We start from the raw sequence: 18,346 nt of genomic DNA, 5'->3' as shown, positions 1-18,346 counted from the left end.
TGCGCGTTTCCTGTCCGGTCGCGTCGGAAGACCAAGCCGCCAGCCTGCCTGGCGGATCGGCCGGATCGAACGACATCGACAGGCCGGGCCATCCGGACCCGGTGTCCCACAGGCGCCGCAGGGCGCCGTCCTCATCGCGTTGCAGATGCAGGCCATTGAATCGCGTCAACCTGCCGCGCGCATCGTGTTCCGCCTGCAACCCCGGCGCCGCGCAGCCCGCGCACCCCGTGCCGTCCACCCGCAGCAGCACCGGTTTCCCGCCGCGAATGGCGGTATGGAAATCCGTGACGCCGCCGTTGCCGTGCACGCGTGTCAGCCCGGCCGCGCCGTCGGCGGTGGGCGCCGCCGAATAGCTGACTTCCACGCGATGGCGTGGCGATGCGGGGTCGCCATGCGCCGCGAGCACGGCGCGGCCTTGCGTGTCGTAAGCCCAACTATGGGTGCGCAGCGGGACGGCATCGTCCGCGATGCGCCAGGCAATGCCGGTCAACAGATAAGGGTTGCCGCCCTGCAGGGCGGGCTCGTAGGCGTATTCGCGCCGCCACCCCGCCGGGTGCACCACCGCCGCCAGTCGCCCATCGCGCCCAGACCGCTGCCCCGCGGCCACGATCGCCCGGCGTTGCCGTGCCGCACCCGCTTGTGCCGCGCGCGCGGGCGGCACGTCATGGCGATACGCATAGCTGCCGTAAGGCGTGTCTATGCGCGCCAGCCGCGTGCCGGCGGGCCCCGATTCGTAGAAGAAGCGCAAGGCCTGGCCCGTATCGTCCACCACGGCGCTGATCGCGCCTGTCGTCGCGCCGGCAACGGTGTCGCGGACGATGCGCACATGGTGTCCGCCGGCATCGTCGATGCGCGCCAGCCGGCCCGCCGCGTCGAAATGCAGCGTGCGGCCATCCGGCCAGTGCCAGCGCCACCGGACTTGCCGGGCCTCGTCGCCCTCGCGCGGCGCGGTGTGCGCTTCTCCGGTGAGCGCTGCCCGGACGAGCCGGCCGCGCGCCTGGCCCAGCGGACGGCATGCCGCATCGCAACGAAAATCCACGCGACTGCCGTCGGCCTGGAGGATCTGCACCTTGTCATACGCGGCGTGCGCGTACAGGCGTGTGTCGTACGACAGCATCCAGCCACGGCCCAGCAAGCCGGTACGCGGATCCATCGAGTTGTAGTGCCGCACGATTTCCAGGCCCACGCGCCCGCCGGGACCCGGAAGGTCGACTTCACGCTGGTACTTGTTGCCGGAAACCAGATGGATGGGATTGCCCACGCCCAGGTTCAGCGTGGGCGCCGGCGCGCCTTGCGCGGCCGTACCGCCCGCCGGACAAGGCTGGCCCAGGCGGCCGGCCGCGCACGCGCCCTGGCGCGGCGCCGGCGCGGCCGGGTCGGCCGTTGCCGCGGCCGATACCGCCGCTGCCATCCATCCGAGAACGGCGATCGCCCCCATGACGCCGTTCCCTCTTCCGCCATATCCCGTTCCGATCCGCACGTCGCTGCTCCATGGACGCGCGGCCGCGCCCCGTGCGCAACCTGTCGACGTCCTGCGTCCAGAGTGCGATTGGCAGGCTTGCCGTGTTGGGGTAGTGTATGAATTCGTCCCTGATGAAAGACCCTGGAATTACGCCATGCTGATCTCTTTCCGCTCCAAAGCCGGCTCGGAAGTCCTGATGCTCTCCGATCACGCCGCACCGTTGCTGCGGGCAGCGGGCAAGTCGCTTCCTGCTGCGTTTCCCGAACGCGGCGTGTTCACGCCGGATCAATTGCCGCAGGCCATCGCCGGCATAGAAAAGGCGGTGGAGCTGGCCCCACACCCTTCCGAGGACGTGGAAAAAGACCCGGATGCCCAGCCTGTGCATCCCATGGCGCGGCCGGTAGGCCTGCAGCAACGCGCATATCCGTTGCTGGACCTGATGAAGAAAGCCCAGGCCAAGGGCGTGAATGTCACGTGGGAAACGGCCACGTCCTGGTGATGCGTCGCGTAAGCGCGTGAACCTGATGCCGCGCGGTCCGGGCCGTGCGGGCCACGACGCCGCGTTCCGCGGCACAAGGAAACCGGCATGCGCGCAGACGTCTCCATCCTTTACGATGCCCGGCGGGCGGTTCACCTGGTCACCCAGGTGGATCCCACGCCCGAAGGCGCGGCGCGGGCGCGCGAATGGTTCGACCGGAACTGGGAATCCCTTGGCTGCGAGCCCTTGCGGCCCAGCGGCAAGGTCCTGCTGCTGGACAAAATATTGGGCGTGGCCGACGCGCTCGGTTATGACCTGTTGGCGGCCGACACGCGGCGCGCGCAGGAATTCGCCCATCAGGCCGCACTGGCGCTGGGCCGGTCTCGGATTACCGTCGACCTGCCGGGCCTGACGGTCGGCTACTGAACGAAAGCCGCGCGTGGCGGGCGGCGCGCGCCGTCCAAGCGTGCTCAGCCTTGCGGGCGCAGCTTGTTGTGCATCCACTTGGCGATGCACAGCAAGCGATGGTCGCTGCCCTTGGCGCCCACGGCCTGCAGGCCCACCGGCAGGCCGTGCGGCCCGGTGGCAAAGGGCAGGTGGATGCAAGGCAGGCCGAACAAGGTCCACACGCGTCCGAACAGCGGATCGCCGGTGCCCTGGTCCGCGAAAGGTGCTTCGCCCGGCGCGCTGGGGGTGAGCAGGACGTCGAAGCGATCGAACCAGCCACGCAGGTGCGAGTACATGTCGGAGGCCCGCTGCAGATTGGCCTCGTGCCGGGCCTGGTCTATCTTGTCCCCGCCCTGCAGCAGCGCGAGCAGCCCCGGGCTGATCTGGCTTGCATGCTGCTCCCGCTCGGTCGCCAGCGAACGCGCCGCCTCATAGGCCATGATGTCGGACTGCAATTGCACCAGCGCGCAGTATTCCGGCGGGGTATCGACTTCCTGGACCACGGCGCGGGCGCGTCCCAGCGTTTCGGCGGCCTGCATCATTGCTTCGCGGGTCTCTGGCAGCGTGTGGCGCCATTGCGGTGTCCGATAGATGCCGACACGCGGCGGGCCGTCGTAGTCCAGCCGACGCAATCCGGGCTGGTCCATCAGCACCGATGCGACCAACGCCGCATCGTCGACCGTCCGGGTGAAACAGCCCACGGTGTCCAGGGTGGGCGCCAGCAGCTTGATGCCGTCGCGCGGGATGGTGCCGAAGCTGGGCTTGAAGCCGACCACGCCGCAATAGGCGGCCGGACGGATCACCGACGCGGCGGTCTGCGTGCCCAGCGCGAAAGGCACCATGAAGTCGGCGACGGCCGCGGCGGAACCGCTGGACGAGCCGCCGGGCGTATATGCGGTGTTATGCGGGTTGCGTGTGAGCGGCGCCTTGAAGGTGGCGAATTCCGTGCTGATCGTCTTGCCGGCCACCAGGGCGCCCGCCTGGCGGCTGCGCCCTACCGCGCCCGCGTCCGCTTCGGGGCGATGGTCGCGGTAGATGGGGGAGCCGTAGGTCGTGGGAAGGTCTTGCGTATCGAACACGTCCTTCACGCCGAAGGGCAGTCCGTGCAAGGGGCCTGTGATGGCGCCGTTATCCAGGGCCAGGGCGCGGGCCAGGGCGGCCTCTTTGTCCAGCGCAGCCCATGCATGCACGCTGTCCTCGCGCTGTTCGATGCGCGCGAAGCAGGCCCGCATGAGCTGTACCGCGGACAATTCGCGCCGCTGCAGCATGCGCACGGCATCCAGTGCCGATAATTGATTCAAAACCATAGCCATTCAATAACTTCCCCAGCGGATGCGGCCCATGCCCGCGCGCGCGGCATCGAAAACCTTTTCGCGTCCCCGCTCTCGCGCGGCGCCGTCTTATCCCAGCAGCAATTGTGCCAGCCCCAGGTGCCGGCACCATTCGTGTATTCCCCCAAGGACCCGGGCCTGAATCCACGGACCTTGCACGGAACTGAACCGCCACGGCGCGCAGCGGCACGCTGCGCTGCAATAACGTTGTCATGCACGGCGCCTAAAGTGAAAACGATTTCAACCACAGGGACAGCCGTCCGTGCCCAGCAAACCCCTGCACCGGCCCTCGATTCTGGATATCGCGCGTGACGCCGGTGTGTCACCCGCCACGGTATCGCGCGCCTTCAACCGGCCCGGGTTGCTGCGTCCGGATACCTTGCAGCGCATCGAACGGGTCGCGCGGGAATCCGGCTTCCGTCCCAACCGCGTCGGCAGCAGCCTGCGCTCGGGCAGCACGCGCACCATCGGCATGGCGCTGCCCACGCTGTGCAATCCCGTGTTCGCGGAATGCTTCGAAGGCGCGGAGGCCTGGGCCCACGATCACGGCTACAGCATCATGGTCACCACTACAGGGTATGACCTGCCGCGCGAAGCGGCCGCGGTGCGCAGCCTGCTCGACCACCAGGTGGAAGGCGTGCTGCTGGCGGTGGCCAACGCCGCGCGCAGCGCGACCTTGCGCGCGCTCGCGCATGAAGGTTTGCCTTATGTCCTGGTCTACAACGAATCGCCGTCGCATCCCTGCGTATCGGTGGACAACATGGCCGCCGCGCGCGACATGGTGCGCTGGCTGGCGAGCGAGGGCCATACCCGCATCGCGCTGGTGACCGGTCCTCTGGCCGCGTCGGATCGCGCGCGCCGCCGCCTGCAAGGGGCGCGCGCCTGCGCCCGGGAACTGGGCCTGCCGCCGCCCGTGCATCTGTGCATGCCGTCGCACACGGCCGCGGACGCCGGCCTGCTGCGCCAGGCGCTGGACGAAGGCCTCGCGCCCACGGCCTTGTTCTGCTCCAACGATCTGCTGGCCGCGTCGGTTATCGCCGAACTGCGAGCGCTGGGCCTGCGCGTGCCGGACGACCTGTCGGTATGCGGATTCGACGGCATGCATTTCGCCGCCCTGATGGTGCCGCCGCTGACCACCGTCGAACAGCCCAGCCGCGACATCGGCGCCGGCGCCTGCGCGCAACTGCTGGCGATGTTGCGCGGCGAATCCCCGGTTTCCTCGCGCCTGCCGCATCGATTGATTACCGGCCGCACCGTGGCGGCCGCTTCTTCCTATCCTGCCGAATAAGGAACATTGAAATGTCGCAATTGCTGAACAAGGCGCTGCGCGCCGCCGCCCTGGCCCTGGGGCTGATGGGCGCGGCCGCGCATGCGCAGAATGCCGTCTGCTACAACTGCCCGCCCGAATGGGCGGACTGGGCCGCAGAGCTCAAGGCCATCAAGGAAAAGACCGGCATCGCGGTGCCCGCGGACAACAAGAATTCGGGCCAGGCGCTGGCATCGATGGCGGCCGAGCGCGCCAATCCGGTGGCCGACGTCGCCTACCTGGGCGTGACCTTCGGCATCCAGGCCGCGCAGGACAAGCTCGTGCAAGGCTACAAGCCCTCCCATTGGGACGACATCCCCGCCGGCATGAAGGATCCGGATGGCAAATGGTTTGCCATCCATTCGGGCACGCTGGGCTTCATGGTCAACGTCGACGCCCTCAACGGCAAGCCGGTGCCGCAGTCCTGGCAGGACCTGCTCAAGCCGGCGTACCGCGGCATGGTGGGTTATCTGGATCCGGCCTCCGCCTTCGTCGGCTACGTCGGCGCGGTGGCGGTGAACCGCGCCATGGGAGGCAACCTGGACGACTTCGGTCCGGCCATCGAGTGGTTCAGGAAGATGCAGGCCAACGACCCCATCGTCCCCAAGCAGACCGCCTATGCGCGCGTGTTGTCCGGCGAAATTCCCATCCTGGTCGACTACGACTTCAATGCCTATCGCGCCAGGTACAAGGATGGCGCGCACGTGCGGTTCGTCATTCCCAAGGAAGGGACGATCGCGGTGCCCTATGTGATGAGCCTGGTCGCCAATGCGCCGCATGCGGACAACGGCCGCAAGGTCCTGGATTTCACGTTGTCCGATGAAGGCCAGGCCATCTGGGCCAACGCCTATCTGCGTCCGGTGCGCCCGAGCGCGGTATCGCCGGAGGCGCAGAAGAAGTTCCTGCCGGCGTCGGAGTACGCGCGTGCCGGGACCGTCGACTACGGCAAGATGGCGGCGGTGCAACGCGCGTTCTCGGAACGCTACGCCAAGGAAGTGAACTAGATGGTCCGCGGCATTCCCGATAGAGCCATGACGGTGTCATGCGGGTGGCATTGCGCGATGGAAGGTCGAGATGGCACGGCGTGATGGAATGATGTTTGCCGCGCCGGCCGCGGCGCTGTTCCTGGCCTTCTGGCTGCTGCCCATGGCGCGCCTGGCGGCCACGGGCTTCGCGGTGCGCGACGGCGCCAGCGCGTACTGGACGGTGATCGCGCACGCGCAGTACTGGCGCAGCCTGTTCAACACGGCGGCGCTGTCGCTGGCCGCCTCGCTGGTCACGCTGGCCATCGCCTTGCCCGTCGGGCGCTTCCTGGCCGCCCATCCCCGCTTCGCGGGGCGCGGCGCGCTGATGGGGATGCTGACGTTTCCGCTGGCTTTTCCCGGCGTGGTCGTGGGCTTCCTGATCATCCTCCTGGCGGGGCGCCAGGGCCTGGCCAGCACGGTTTCGCGCTGGCTGACCGGCCAGCCGCTGGTCTTCGCCTATGGCATGGCCGGCCTGTTCCTGGGTTATCTGTACTTCTCCCTGCCGCGCACCATCGGCATGGTGGCGGCCGCCGCGTCGCAGATCGACCCCGCCATGCGCGAGGCCGCGGCGACCCTTGGCGCCGGCGGCTGGCGGCGGTTCGCGGATGTGGAGCTGCCTGCCTTGCGACCGGCCCTGGCCGCCGCGGGGGCCATGTGCTTCGCCACCAGCATGGGCGCGTTCGGCACCGTCTTCACGCTCGGTACGCAGATCGACGTGCTGCCCGTGACCATCTACAACGAGTTCACCAACTACGCCAATATTCCCGTGGCGGCCGCCTTGTCCATCGTGTTGGGCGGTGTGACATGGGCCATTCTGTACGTGGCGCACAGCGTCTCCGGCGAGCGCGCCGGCGCGGGAGCGTAAGCATGCGATCCTCCGCCATGGAATTCCGCCTGGGCCTGTCCGCGACACTGGTCGTGGCCGCTTTCCTTATCGGTCCGGTCATTATGTCGATGCTCGCTGGACTGACGCGCAATGCCTTCATCGGCTTGTCCAGCGGCCTGACGTTGCGCTGGGTGGCGCAGGTATGGGACCTGTATTCGGATACGGTGTGGCGCTCGCTGGCCGTGGCGCTGGCGACGCTGGCCGTGTGCCTGGCGATCGGCGTGCCCGCGGCCTGGGCCCTGACCACGCATCGCGGACGCCTGGCCGGCGTTTTCGAATCGCTGCTGACCCTGCCCGTGGCCGTGCCCGGACTGGCCACGGCGCTCGCGCTGATCGTGTCGTGGGGCAGCGTCGGCGGACTGCGTGGCAGCGTGGCGTTCATCGTAATCGGGCACGTGCTGTTCACACTGCCCTTCATGGTGCGCGCGGCCAAGGCCAGCATGGCGCTGGCAGGCCTGGCCACGCTGGACGAGGCCGCGTCCACGCTGGGCGCCTCGTGCGCGCGCCGCTTTTTCGACATCGTCGTACCCAACGCCATGCCCGGCATCCTGACCGGCGCGCTGACCGTGCTGACCTTGTCGGTCGGCGAATTCAATCTGACCTGGCTGCTGCATACCCCCTTGACCAAGACCCTGCCCGTCGGCCTTGCCGACAGCTACGCGTCGATGCGCTTGGAAGTGGGCTCGGCCTATACGCTGGTGTTCCTGCTGATGATCATGCCCCTTTTGCTTGGCCTGCAGTGGTTCGCGGGCCGCGCCACCGCCAACGGCAATGCGGACCCGCGCCGCGCACCGGCCGTTTCGCCCGCTCTCCAGGCCAGGGAGGCGCCATGATCGCATCGGAAAAGAAAGCCGCCGCGGTCGCGGCGGATTGCGCGCATATTGCGGCCGCCGCGCACCAGGTACCCGCCATGGCACCGCCCGTCGCCATCACGCTGAGCCAGTGCGCGAAGACCTGGCCGGACGGCACGCGTGCCCTGCATCCCATCGACCTGCATGTGGAAGGCGGCAGTACGCTGGCCTTGTTGGGCCCGTCGGGCTGCGGCAAGACGACCTTGTTGCGCATGATGTGCGGACTGGAAGCGCCCGACGCGGGTGGCAGTATCCGCTTCGATGGCGAAGACGTCACGGCGCAGCCGCCACAGGCGCGCGGCGTGGGCGTCGTCTTCCAGAACTATGCCCTGTTTCCCAACATGACCGTCGCCGGCAACGTGGGCTACGGCCTGCGCGTGCGCGGCATGGCGTCCGCGGCCCGCGATGTCCGCGTGCGCCAAATGCTGGACCTGGTGCGGCTGGGGGACTACGCCGATCGCCGCATCGGCCAGTTGTCCGGAGGGCAGCGCCAGCGCGTTGCCCTGGCGCGCGCGCTGGCCATCCAGCCGCGCGTTCTTCTGCTGGATGAACCGCTGACCGCGCTGGACGCCAAACTGCGCGAGCAGCTGCGGGTCGAGCTCGCGCAACTGTTGCGCGAGCTGGCGATCACCACGGTCATCGTCACGCACGACCAGGAAGAGGCCATGATGCTGGGCGACCGCATCGCCGTGATGTCGGAGGGCCGGCTCGAGCAGACCGGTACGGCGGAAGCGCTGTATCGCGCGCCCGCCACTGCCTTCGTCGGCGGCTTTCTGGGCACGCTATGCCGCGTCAAGGCGGCGACCGCCGAAGGTTTGCTGATAGCGGGCGGCGGCGACATCGCCTTCCGTCCGCACGAAGCCCAACTGCTGCCTGCCCGCGATAACGCCCTGGCCGCCCGCATCGTGGCGCGCTTCTTCCTGGGCGCGGCCATCCGCCTGGAAGTCCTGCTGGATGACGGGCAAGCCTTTTCGGTGGTGGCGCCCGCCGACAGCGCGCATGCCGTCGGCGACCGTGTCGCCGTCCGTCTGGCGCGTCCGCTGGCCGGGTGACGCGCCGCCATTCCTTTCGGCCACATCGCCGCATCGTTACTCCGCCACACCGCACATCCGACACGACATGCTTATTGCCCAGCTCAGCGATCTCCATATCCGCCTGCCCGGCCAGAAGGCCTATCGCGTGGTCGCCACGGATACCTTCCTGCCGCCGGCCATCGCCGCCATCAACGCCCAGCGTCCCCGGCCGGATGTCGTCATCATTTCCGGCGACCTCACGGACTTCGGCCGTCCCGCCGAGTACGTCCACCTGAAGGGCATGCTCGACGAGCTGAACATGCCCTACCTGCTGCTGCCCGGCAACCACGACGACCGCGACACGCTGGCGAACGTCTTTGTCGGCCATCCCTCGCTGCGCGGCTGCGACGGCTATGCCCAGTACGTCGTGGACGACTATCCCGTGCGCATCGTCGTGCTGGACACCGTCGTCCCCGGCCATAGCCACGGCATCCTTTGCGAGCGGCGCCTGTCCTGGCTGGCCGGCCGCCTGGCCGAGCAACCGGCGCGGCCGACGGTGCTGGTCATGCATCATCCGCCTTTCGATACCGGCATCGGGCATATGGATGCGATCGGTCTGCTGCAGGGCGCGGAAGCGCTGGCGCGCATCGTCGGCAGGCACGGCAATATCGAAAGAATCCTGTGCGGCCATCTGCACCGCAGCATCCATCGCCGCTTCGCGGGGACGATCGCATCGACCTGCCCCAGCCCCGCGCACCAGGTGGCGCTGGACTTGCGTCCGGACGCGCCCTCGGCATTCATGATGGAACCGCCGGCCTACATGCTGCACGAGTGGCGCGACGACGCCCTGGTCAGCCACGTGGCCTACATCGGCCCCTATCCCGGCCCCTATCCGTTTCACGAGGGCGGGGAACTGATCGATGAATAATGGAGTGCCATCGTTCCGTCATGTTCGCACTGCACAATGAAAAGGATTTCATTTGCAGTCACAATAGGCCCGCCGCAGCCTGACACCGAGGGGACATGGCAGCCATCGTTCTGGAACAGTTGACGAAGCGGTACGCCGATACCGCCGCGATCCACGACATCGATATCGTTGTGCCGGCCGGCAGCTTCACGGTCCTGCTGGGACCGTCCGGCTGCGGCAAGTCGACCACGCTGCGCATGATCGCGGGCCTGGACACGCCGACTTCCGGCCGCATCGTCATTGGCGGGGACGACGTCACGCACCTGCCGCCCGCGCGCCGCCGCATCGCCATGGTATTCCAGTCATACGCGCTGTTCCCGCACCTGACCGTGCGCGAGAACATCCTGTTCGGCCTGAAGGTGCGCAAGGAACCGCGGGCGGACTACGCCAGGCGCCTCGCGCGCGTGGCGGACCTGCTGGGCCTGGAAAAACTGCTGGACCGCAAGCCCGCGCAATTGTCCGGCGGACAGCAGCAGCGCGTCGCGCTCGGCCGGGCGGTGATTTCCGAGGCGCCGGTATGCCTGATGGACGAACCGCTGTCCAACCTGGACGCGCAGTTGCGTCACGATATGCGCCGCGAGATCCGTTCGCTGCAGCGGCAGCTGGGCATCACCATGGTCTACGTCACGCACGACCAGACCGAGGCCATGAGCATGGCCGATCAGATCGTTCTGCTGAGCAACGGCGCGGTGGAACAGCGCGATACCCCGGATGGCCTGTACGCGCGCCCCGCCACGGAGTTCGCCGCGCGCTTCATCGGTACGCCGCCCATGAACCTGCTGATGCTGGACAACCTGAACGGCGTCCGCGTGCCGGCCGGCACCGGCGGGCCGGCGGTTGCCGGCGCGCCCGCCAACGCCGCCCGCCTGGGGGTGCGGCCGGAGCACATCCGCCTGTCCGACCAGGGCCGTCCCGCCGTCGTGCAGGGCGTCGAGTATTTCGGTGCCGACTCCATCGTTACCTGCGCCGTGGGCGCCAGCGCCGGTATTGCCGTGCGCCTGACCGGGCACGCTACGGCGGCCGCGGGCGATGCCGTCAGACTGGATTGGGCGCCGCAACACCAGCATTTTTTCGATGCGAAGGGCGCCGCCCTACGGCCGTCATGATCGCGCGGCAGGATGTTTCCCGTTTTTCCCATGCACCTTTCCAGGAAGCCACTATGCGACGCACCGTATTGAAAAGCCTTGCCGCCGTCATGGCCGGCGCGCTGTTTGCCTTGCCCGTCCACGCCCAGCAGGCGGTGGACGTGGAGTTCTATTACCCGGTGGCGGTAGGCGGCCCCATCACCAAGATCATCGACGGCATGGTGGCGGATTTCCACAAGGAAAATCCCGACATCAACGTCAAGCCCGTCTACGCCGGCACCTATCAGGACTCCATCGCCAAGGTACTGACCGCGATGAAGGGCGGGCAGCCGCCGCAGCTTGCGGTGCTGCTGTCCACCGATATGTTCACCCTGATCGACGAGGACGCCATCGTGCCCATCGACGGGCTGGCCGGCGATGCGGCCGGCAAGGCATGGCTGGGCGGTTTCTACGACGCCTTCATGCAGAACAGCCGTAGCGGCGGCCACGTGTGGGGCGTGCCGTTCCAGCGCTCCACCATCGTCATGTACTACAACAAGGATCTGTTCAAGGCCGCTGGCCTGGATCCCGAGCACCCGCCGGCGACCTGGCAGGAGCTGGTGGATGCTTCGGTCAAGCTCACCAGGAAGGATGCGTCCGGCAACGTCACGCAATGGGGCCTGGAAATTCCGTCCGGCGGCGCTTTCGCCTATTGGCTGTTCCAGGCGCTGACCACGCCCAACAACGCGATCCTGATGAACGAGGCCGGCAACCAGGTCATGCTGGACAAGCCCGCCGTCGTGGAGGCCGCGCAGTTCTGGCGCGATCTGTCCGCCAGGCATGGGGCGATGCCTTCGGGCACCATCGACTGGGGCACCACGCCCAAGGACTTCCTGGAGAAGAAAGCGGCCATCATATGGACCACGACGGGTAACCTGACCAACATCCGGGCCAACGCCACATTCCCGTTCGGCGTGGCCATGATGCCCAAGAAAATGCGCGGCGGCAGCCCCACAGGCGGCGGCAACTTCTACATCTTCAAGAGCGGTACGCCGGCCCAGCAGAAGGCCGCGCTGAAGTTCGCGCAGTGGGCGACCTCGCCGGAACGCGCGGCCGAATGGAGCATCGCCACCGGCTATGTCGCGGTGACGCCGGCGGCCTGGGAAACGCCCAAGATGAAGCAATACGCGCAGCAGGTGCCCGCCGCGCTGGTGGCGCGCGACCAGCTGGCGGTCAGCGTGGCGGAGTTTTCCACCCATGAGAACCAGCGCGTCACCAAAGTGCTGAACGACGCGTTGCAGGCCGTCCTGACCGGTGCGAAGCCGGCACAGCAGGCCTTGAGCGACGCGCAGCGCGAGGCGGACCGCATCCTGCGGCCCTATCGATGAATCCGCGCGTCGCGCCCGGGATGAAGGCGGTATACGGCTGGCTGCTGCTGCTGCCGGCCCTGGTGCTGCTGGCCGCCTTTACCCACTATCCCGCGGTCGCGACGCTGTGGCACAGCTTCTTTTCCACGCCCAAGGGCCGTCGTCCCGCGGTCTTCGTCGGCCTGGACAACTACCAGGCGATGCGCGAGGACCCGGTGTTCTGGCAGGCCCTGTGGAACAATCTGTGGTTCGCGCTGGGCACCATTCCGACGTCGGTGGCGCTGGCGCTGGCGATGGCGCTGTGGGTCAATCGCAACCTGGCCGGCCGCGGTTTTCTCCGGCTGTCCTACTTCACGCCCACGGTGCTGCCCATGGTCGCCGTGGCGAATATCTGGCTGTTCTTCTACACCCCGCAGTACGGCCTGATCGCGCAAGTCCTCCAGGTGTTCGGCCTGCCGGGCGTCAACTGGCTGGGTTCGCGCGAAACCGCCTTGCCCGCCCTGATGGTGGTGTCGGTCTGGAAGGAGGCGGGCTTCTTCATGGTCTTCTACCTGGCCGCGCTGCAAGGCGTGTCACCCTCGCTGCGCGAGGCCGCCATGCTGGAGGGCGCATCGCGTTGGCAGTACTTCAGCCGCGTGCTATGGCCTCTGCTCATGCCCACCACGCTGTTCGTACTGATCAACGCCTTGATCAACGCCTTCCGGCTGGTCGACCATGTCTTGGTGATGACGCGCGGCGGCCCCGACAATGCCAGCACGCTGCTGCTGTTCTATATCTTCCAAGTGGGCTTCAGCTTCTGGGATACCGCCTATGCCGCCACTCTGACCGTCGTCCTGTTGGCCGTGCTGGGCCTGGCGGCATTGCTGAAATTCCGCTGGCTGGACAGGAGGACGCACTACCAATGAAGGTCGCTCCCGCTCCCCCGATCGGAAAAGTCCGGGCCGCCGCGTCGGGTGACGGCACGCGGCCGGCGGCGATGCGGCCCCCCCGGCTGGGCTCCCTGCTGGACACGGTGGGTGCGTGGCTGCTGGGCATCCTGTGGATCCTGCCGTTGCTCTATGCGGTCTGGGCAGCGATCCATCCGCCCGCCTATGCCACCCGCTTCGATCTGTTCGCGCCGCTGACGCTGGAGAACTTCGCCCGCGCCTGGGACGCCGCGCCGTTTCCGCGCTACTTTTTGAACACCTTCTTCCTGGTCACCATGGTGTTGGCGGCACAACTCGTGTTGTCCACCATGGCCGGCTATGCCTTCGCCCGTTTCGAGTTCCGTGGCCGCGACTTTGTCTTCATGCTGGTCCTGCTGCAGTTGATGGTCATGCCCGATGTGCTGATCGTCGAAAACTACCGCACCATGACGTGGCTGGGCATACGCGATACCGTGTTCGCCATCGGACTGCCGTACTTCGCATCGGCATTCGGCATCTTCCTCTTGCGGCAGACTTTCAAGACCATTCCGCGCGAACTGGAAGAAGCCGCGCGTGTGGAAGGCGCCAACGGTTGGCAGATCCTGATGAAGGTGTACGTGCCGCTGGCCCGGCCCACGTATATCGCCTACGGGCTGGTATCGGTGAGCTACCACTGGAACAATTTCCTGTGGCCGCTGATCATCACGAATTCCGTCAATACCCGTCCGCTGACGGTCGGTTTGCAGGTGTTTTCCTCTTCCGACCAAGGCATAGATTGGTCGGTCATTACCGCGGCGACGCTGCTGTCCGCCGCGCCGCTGCTGATCGCCTTCCTGTTGTTCCAGCGGCAGTTCGTGCAATCCTTCCTGCGCGCCGGTATCCGCTAAAAAAAACCGCCAGCATGTCGCGCTGGCGGTTCTGGCTTGGCACGCCGGTGCAGCGGATCGCGGCCCCGGCTTTCGATCGGTGGCGGGGCCGGCCTCAGGCCGTGACGGCCTCCGCCTGCGCCGTGTCCCGCGCAGCCGCATTGCCCTTCACGTGCCGGTTGATGGCGCACAGCACGGCCTGGAACGACGCGGTCACGATATCGCGGTCCACGCCCACACCGAAGCCCGTCGCGGAATCGCCCACGCGTACTTCGATATAGCTGGCCGCCCGCGTGTCCGAGCCGGCGCCGATCGCATGCTCGTGATAGTCCATGACGCGTGCCGGCATGCCCAGCGCCGCCACGAAGGCCGAGATCGCGCCGTTGCCTTCCCCGGTGATCGTGCGCCGCTGGCCGTCGACCTCGACGTCCGCTTCCACGCGGAAATGCTTGGACTCCGCCGCCGCCGGATCGCCGATGATGCGGTGGCGGATGAGTTTCCAGGGCGCGTGCTGGTCCAGGTATTCCTTCTTGAAAATGTCGTACACATCGGTGGCGGTGACTTCGCGGCCCGTCTCGTCGGTCACGCGCTGGATCGCGCGGCTGAACTCGATCTGCAGGCGGCGCGGCAGGACCAGGCCGTGTTCCTGTTCCAGCAGATAGGACACGCCGCCCTTGCCGGATTGGCTGTTGACGCGAATCACGGCGTCGTAGCTGCGGCCCAGATCGGCAGGATCGATGGGCAGGTAGGGCACTTCCCATGGCGCATCGGCCTGCTGGCGCGCGAAGCCCTTTTTGATGGCGTCCTGGTGCGAACCCGAAAATGCGGTGAACACGAGGTCGCCCGCGTACGGGTGGCGCGGATGCACGGGCAACTGGTTGCAGTATTCCGCGCAACGGCGCACTTCATCGATGTCGGAGAAATCCAGGCCGGGATGCACGCCCTGGGTGTACAGGTTCAATGCCAGCGTTACCAGGTCGACGTTGCCGGTGCGCTCGCCGCTGCCGAACAGGCAGCCTTCGATGCGGTCGGCGCCCGCCATCACGGCGAACTCGGCGGCCGCCACGGCGGTGCCGCGGTCGTTATGCGGATGCACGCTCAGCACGATGCTGTCGCGGCGCGCCAGGTTGCGGTGCATCCATTCGATCTGGTCCGCATACAGGTTGGGGGTGGTCGCCTCGATCGTGGCCGGCAGGTTGACGATCATCTTGTCCGTGGGCGTCGGCTGCCACACGGCCGAGACCGCGTTCACCACTTCGAGCGCGAACTCCGGCTCCGTCGTGCTGAAGACTTCCGGCGAATACTCGTAGCCCCATTTGGTTTCCGGGTGGCGCGCGACGGCGGCCTTGACCATTTCCGTGCCGGTGGTGGCGATCTTCCGGATGTCGTCCTTGCTCATGTTGAAGACGATCTTGCGGAAGGCTGGCGCGACGGCGTTGTACAGATGCACGATGGCCCGGCGGGCGCCCGCGGCCGCTTCCACGGTGCGCGCGATCAGGTCTTCGCGCGACTGGGTCAGCACGATGATGACGACGTCCTCCGGAATGCGCCCTTCATCGATCAGTTTGCGCACGAAATCGAAGTCGGTCTGCGAGGCCGACGGGAAACCGACTTCGATTTCCTTGAAGCCGATCTTCACCAGCTGTTCGAAGAACCTGAGCTTGCGCTCGATGCTCATCGGCTCGATCAGCGATTGATTGCCGTCGCGCAGGTCCGTGCTCATCCAGATCGGCGGCTGGGTAATGCGCCGGCTGGGCCAGGTGCGTTCGGCGTAGTCCTGCGCGAAGGGCGCGAAGGGGCGGTATTTCTGTGCGGGGTTGGCGAGCATCATCAGGGTTACCTCGGGGCATGTCCATGAATCCCGGTGCGCGGCGCCTGTATGGCGATGCCGCTGATTCACCTGGCCTGCCGGCCCATCGCGCGCCGCGTCGGGGCGATGAGCCCGGATAGGTCTTGCCTGGCCGGGCCGGCGGGAGATTCGTGTTTTAAAAGGGAAAGACGGTGTGGCGCAACGGCTGCCGAACTGCCACGGGACGCTAGGCCCGGCAACCGATCGGTAGTTGTAGCGATAGCGCCAGCGAGCCGGCGGCGATGGCCTGCCGGGCGTCCGCCACGGTCGACACCCCTGCATGCCCGCCTTGCGCGGAACGCAGGCCGCCCATCGGCGCGCCGAAGCGTCCGGTGGTTATCGCGAGGAAGGTGCGGTTAGCGGCCATGGGTGTGATGATGGGCAAGCCATAAGTCAACCACATTTCGGTGGATGATGCAATCTTGGCGTGTTCGCCGGCCCCTACTTTACTTGATAGGGCCGATGCGCGGCTCCGCCGGGCCTTCGGTTTCGATACCGGCCCGCAAGGGGCGGCGGCGTTCGCCGGGCAGCTCGCGGCCGGAGGCCAGCGGGCGCTCGGCCCGGTCTGCGCGATCCGGGCGGGCGGCGCGGTCGCCGCGGTCGATCCGACCCGGCACGCCTTGCGGAATGCCCAGCATGGCCTCCTGTTCGCGTACCATGGCGATCTTGGCGATGCGTCCGTGGCGGATTTCCCACAACGTGCGTTGCAGATCGCCAACGGTAAAGGGTTCGTCGCGGCTGCCCCAACTCCAGCGCATCACAGCCAGGGCTTCATCGCCAAGCTCGGCCGCCAGGTCGGCAAAGGTGTCCGCCGGTACGGTCCGCAGCCGTTCGGCCTCCATATTGCCGCGCAGCCATCCCCGTACGGCGAAGAACACGATCAATGACCATATGGCGGCTACCGCCCACCACAAATAAGGGTTGATGCGATTCAGCAATTCGATGGTCGAAGCGCCCAGCGGGTGCAGGAACTGATAATCCAGGGTGGCGCCGAAGGCCAGGATACGCTGGGCCACCAGCAGCCAGATCACCACGGCCACGGCGATGACGATCGCGCGGACGGCCAGCCGTGAGGAGGACAGTTTCAGCAGAGTCTGGCGGATCAGCCGGCTATCCTGGCGTACGCGTTCGGGCGAAGTCGGATTCATCATGCAAAATATTGTACCTATGACGCGTCACGCCCTTGAACTCCGCCCCGGGCAGCACCTGGCCCTGACCCCGCAGCTGCAGCAATCCATCCGGATGCTGCAGCTGTCGACGCTCGCCCTCGAGGCGGAAATCTCGCAGGCGCTGGACGAAAACCCGCTGTTGGAGCGTGACGAGGATCCCGCGGCGGAAGACATCGATTCCAATCGCGAAGAATCGGCGCATGACGACGATCCTACGCCGGAACGCGAAACCGGTGTGGACGAAATGCCGGGCGCCAAGGGGGTCCATTCCGACGACGACAACGACATGCCGGAAGCCGCTCGCGGCGAAACCTTGCGCGAGCATCTGCTGGCCCAGCTGGCGCTCACGCGCGCGAGCCATCGCGACGCGACGCTGGTGGCCCTGCTGATCGACGAGTTGGACGACAACGGCTATCTGGGGTCGCCGCTGGAAGAGATCCTGGGATGGCTGCCCGCGGAAGTCGAAGCCGACATAGACGAATTGCGCGCCGCCTTGCGGTTGCTGCAATCCTTCGATCCGCCCGGCATCGGCGCGCGCGATATGGCCGAATGCCTGGCGCTGCAGTTGCGCGAACCCAACATCGCCACGTTGCCCGAGGCGGCCGACCCAGCGGTCCTGGCCTGCGCCCTGCGTATCTGCGCCGGTCACCTGCCACTATTGGCGGGCGTGAATCCGGCGCGCCTGCGCGAGGCCCTGCAGTGCGACGATGCCATGGTCCGGGCCGCGCGGGCCTTGATCCTGAGGCTCGATCCGCGGCCGGGCCGGCGCTGGACGGTGCCGGCTGCCGACTACGCCATTCCCGACGTCATCGTCCGCAAAGGGCGCAAGGGTTGGCGGGTGGTGCTGAACAGCGCGGCGATGCCGCGCCTGCGCATCAATGGCGTCTATGCGCAGATGCTGGCGAATCAGCGCGATGCCAGCCATTCCGCCCTGCACGCGCAACTGCAACAGGCCCGATGGATGATCCGCAACGTGGAGCAGCGCTTCGATACCATCCTGCGGGTGGCGCAGGCTATCGTCGACCACCAGTCCGCCTTCTTCAGCCAGGGGCCCTCGGCCATGCGGCCGCTGATCCTGAAGGATATCGCCGGGGAATTGGGATTGCATGAATCCACGATTTCACGGGCCACAACGCAGAAGTACATGCTCACTCCGTTCGGCACGATGGAGCTCAAGGACTTTTTTGGCGCAGGGGTGGCGACCGATACCGGCGACAGCGCGTCCGCCACGGCGGTGCAGGCGCACATCAAGCGCCTGGTCGCCGAGGAGAACCGCGCCAAGCCCCTGTCGGACAATCAGCTCATGCTCAAGCTGGCCGAACAGGGCATCGTCATCGCCCGCCGCACCGTGGCCAAATAC

General features: G+C 67.1%; 18 protein-coding genes. 13 read left to right on the top strand and 5 right to left on the bottom strand.

Annotated features, from left to right (window positions below; all coding sequences use genetic code 11):
• Positions 1 to 1,438 (bottom strand): DUF6531 domain-containing protein (locus tag ACO1P8_RS17230; RefSeq protein ID WP_486297101.1); only part of this gene is annotated, 1,438 nt, incomplete at its 3' end.
• Between the two features lie 178 nt (positions 1,439 to 1,616).
• Here ACO1P8_RS17230 and ACO1P8_RS17225 point away from each other — a divergent pair.
• Both ACO1P8_RS17225 and ACO1P8_RS17220 read left to right on the top strand, forming a co-directional pair.
• A complete protein-coding gene (locus ACO1P8_RS17225; protein ID WP_486297100.1) occupies positions 1,617 to 1,961 on the top strand; it encodes a DUF1840 domain-containing protein in 345 nt (114 codons plus the stop codon).
• A gap of 87 nt (positions 1,962 to 2,048) precedes the next feature.
• Complete coding sequence (locus ACO1P8_RS17220; RefSeq protein ID WP_094839481.1) at positions 2,049 to 2,366, top strand: hypothetical protein; 318 nt, start codon at positions 2,049 to 2,051, stop codon at positions 2,364 to 2,366.
• A 44-nt stretch (positions 2,367 to 2,410) separates the two neighbouring features.
• Here ACO1P8_RS17220 and ACO1P8_RS17215 read toward each other — a convergent pair whose 3' ends face one another.
• Entirely contained in the window at positions 2,411 to 3,694 is a 1,284-nt protein-coding gene (locus tag ACO1P8_RS17215; protein WP_486297106.1) for an amidase, read from the bottom strand.
• Positions 3,695 to 3,980: 286 nt separating this feature from the next.
• On the opposite strand from ACO1P8_RS17215, the gene ACO1P8_RS17210 reads away from it, so the two are divergent.
• From ACO1P8_RS17210 to ACO1P8_RS17165, 10 genes are all read left to right on the top strand, one after another.
• Positions 3,981 to 5,006 (top strand): LacI family DNA-binding transcriptional regulator, encoded by a 1,026-nt coding sequence (locus tag ACO1P8_RS17210; RefSeq protein WP_486297099.1) that lies wholly within the window; start codon positions 3,981 to 3,983, stop codon positions 5,004 to 5,006.
• 11 nt (positions 5,007 to 5,017) lie between these two features.
• Positions 5,018 to 6,028: an ABC transporter substrate-binding protein gene (locus ACO1P8_RS17205; RefSeq protein WP_486297098.1), complete on the top strand. Its 1,011-nt coding sequence runs from the start codon at positions 5,018 to 5,020 to the stop codon at positions 6,026 to 6,028.
• Between the two features lie 70 nt (positions 6,029 to 6,098).
• Positions 6,099 to 6,914 carry an ABC transporter permease gene (locus tag ACO1P8_RS17200; RefSeq protein WP_486297097.1) on the top strand — a complete coding sequence of 272 codons (816 nt, stop codon included), beginning with the start codon at positions 6,099 to 6,101 and terminating at the stop codon, positions 6,912 to 6,914.
• Between the two features lie 2 nt (positions 6,915 to 6,916).
• Complete coding sequence (locus ACO1P8_RS17195; RefSeq protein ID WP_486297096.1) at positions 6,917 to 7,768, top strand: ABC transporter permease; 852 nt, start codon at positions 6,917 to 6,919, stop codon at positions 7,766 to 7,768.
• A gap of 77 nt (positions 7,769 to 7,845) precedes the next feature.
• Complete coding sequence (locus tag ACO1P8_RS17190) at positions 7,846 to 8,838, top strand: ABC transporter ATP-binding protein (protein WP_486297105.1); 993 nt, start codon at positions 7,846 to 7,848, stop codon at positions 8,836 to 8,838.
• Between the two features lie 67 nt (positions 8,839 to 8,905).
• Positions 8,906 to 9,727 (top strand): phosphodiesterase, encoded by an 822-nt coding sequence (locus ACO1P8_RS17185; protein WP_486297095.1) that lies wholly within the window; start codon positions 8,906 to 8,908, stop codon positions 9,725 to 9,727.
• 95 nt (positions 9,728 to 9,822) lie between these two features.
• The gene (locus ACO1P8_RS17180; RefSeq protein ID WP_486297094.1) at positions 9,823 to 10,872 is read left to right on the top strand and encodes an ABC transporter ATP-binding protein; all 1,050 of its coding nucleotides are present in this window, start codon (positions 9,823 to 9,825) and stop codon (positions 10,870 to 10,872) included.
• A gap of 53 nt (positions 10,873 to 10,925) precedes the next feature.
• The gene (locus ACO1P8_RS17175; RefSeq protein WP_486297093.1) at positions 10,926 to 12,218 is read left to right on the top strand and encodes an ABC transporter substrate-binding protein; all 1,293 of its coding nucleotides are present in this window, start codon (positions 10,926 to 10,928) and stop codon (positions 12,216 to 12,218) included.
• 20 nt (positions 12,219 to 12,238) lie between these two features.
• On the top strand, positions 12,239 to 13,102 hold the full coding sequence (locus ACO1P8_RS17170; RefSeq protein ID WP_486297104.1) for a carbohydrate ABC transporter permease: 864 nt from the start codon (positions 12,239 to 12,241) through the stop codon (positions 13,100 to 13,102).
• Between the two features lie 86 nt (positions 13,103 to 13,188).
• Entirely contained in the window at positions 13,189 to 13,989 is an 801-nt protein-coding gene (locus ACO1P8_RS17165) for a carbohydrate ABC transporter permease (protein WP_486297103.1), read from the top strand.
• 94 nt (positions 13,990 to 14,083) lie between these two features.
• Here the strand turns inward: ACO1P8_RS17165 and leuA are convergent, their stop codons facing one another.
• From leuA to ACO1P8_RS17150, 3 genes are all read right to left on the bottom strand, one after another.
• Positions 14,084 to 15,799, bottom strand: coding sequence for a 2-isopropylmalate synthase (gene leuA / locus ACO1P8_RS17160; RefSeq protein ID WP_486297092.1), 1,716 nt, complete (start codon positions 15,797 to 15,799; stop codon positions 14,084 to 14,086).
• A gap of 205 nt (positions 15,800 to 16,004) precedes the next feature.
• The gene (locus ACO1P8_RS17155) at positions 16,005 to 16,220 is read right to left on the bottom strand and encodes a hypothetical protein (protein WP_486297091.1); all 216 of its coding nucleotides are present in this window, start codon (positions 16,218 to 16,220) and stop codon (positions 16,005 to 16,007) included.
• A gap of 43 nt (positions 16,221 to 16,263) precedes the next feature.
• Positions 16,264 to 16,968, bottom strand: a complete 705-nt coding sequence (locus ACO1P8_RS17150) for a hypothetical protein (protein WP_486297090.1) — start codon at positions 16,966 to 16,968, stop codon at positions 16,264 to 16,266.
• 16 nt (positions 16,969 to 16,984) lie between these two features.
• Here ACO1P8_RS17150 and rpoN point away from each other — a divergent pair.
• A partial coding sequence (gene rpoN, locus ACO1P8_RS17145) for an RNA polymerase factor sigma-54 (protein ID WP_486297102.1) occupies positions 16,985 to 18,346 on the top strand: 1,362 nt, incomplete at its 3' end.

The organism is Bordetella sp. (genome assembly GCF_057362025.1).
The sequence above is the reverse complement of the archived record's forward strand: the minus strand, read 5'-3'. Positions and strand labels throughout refer to the sequence as shown.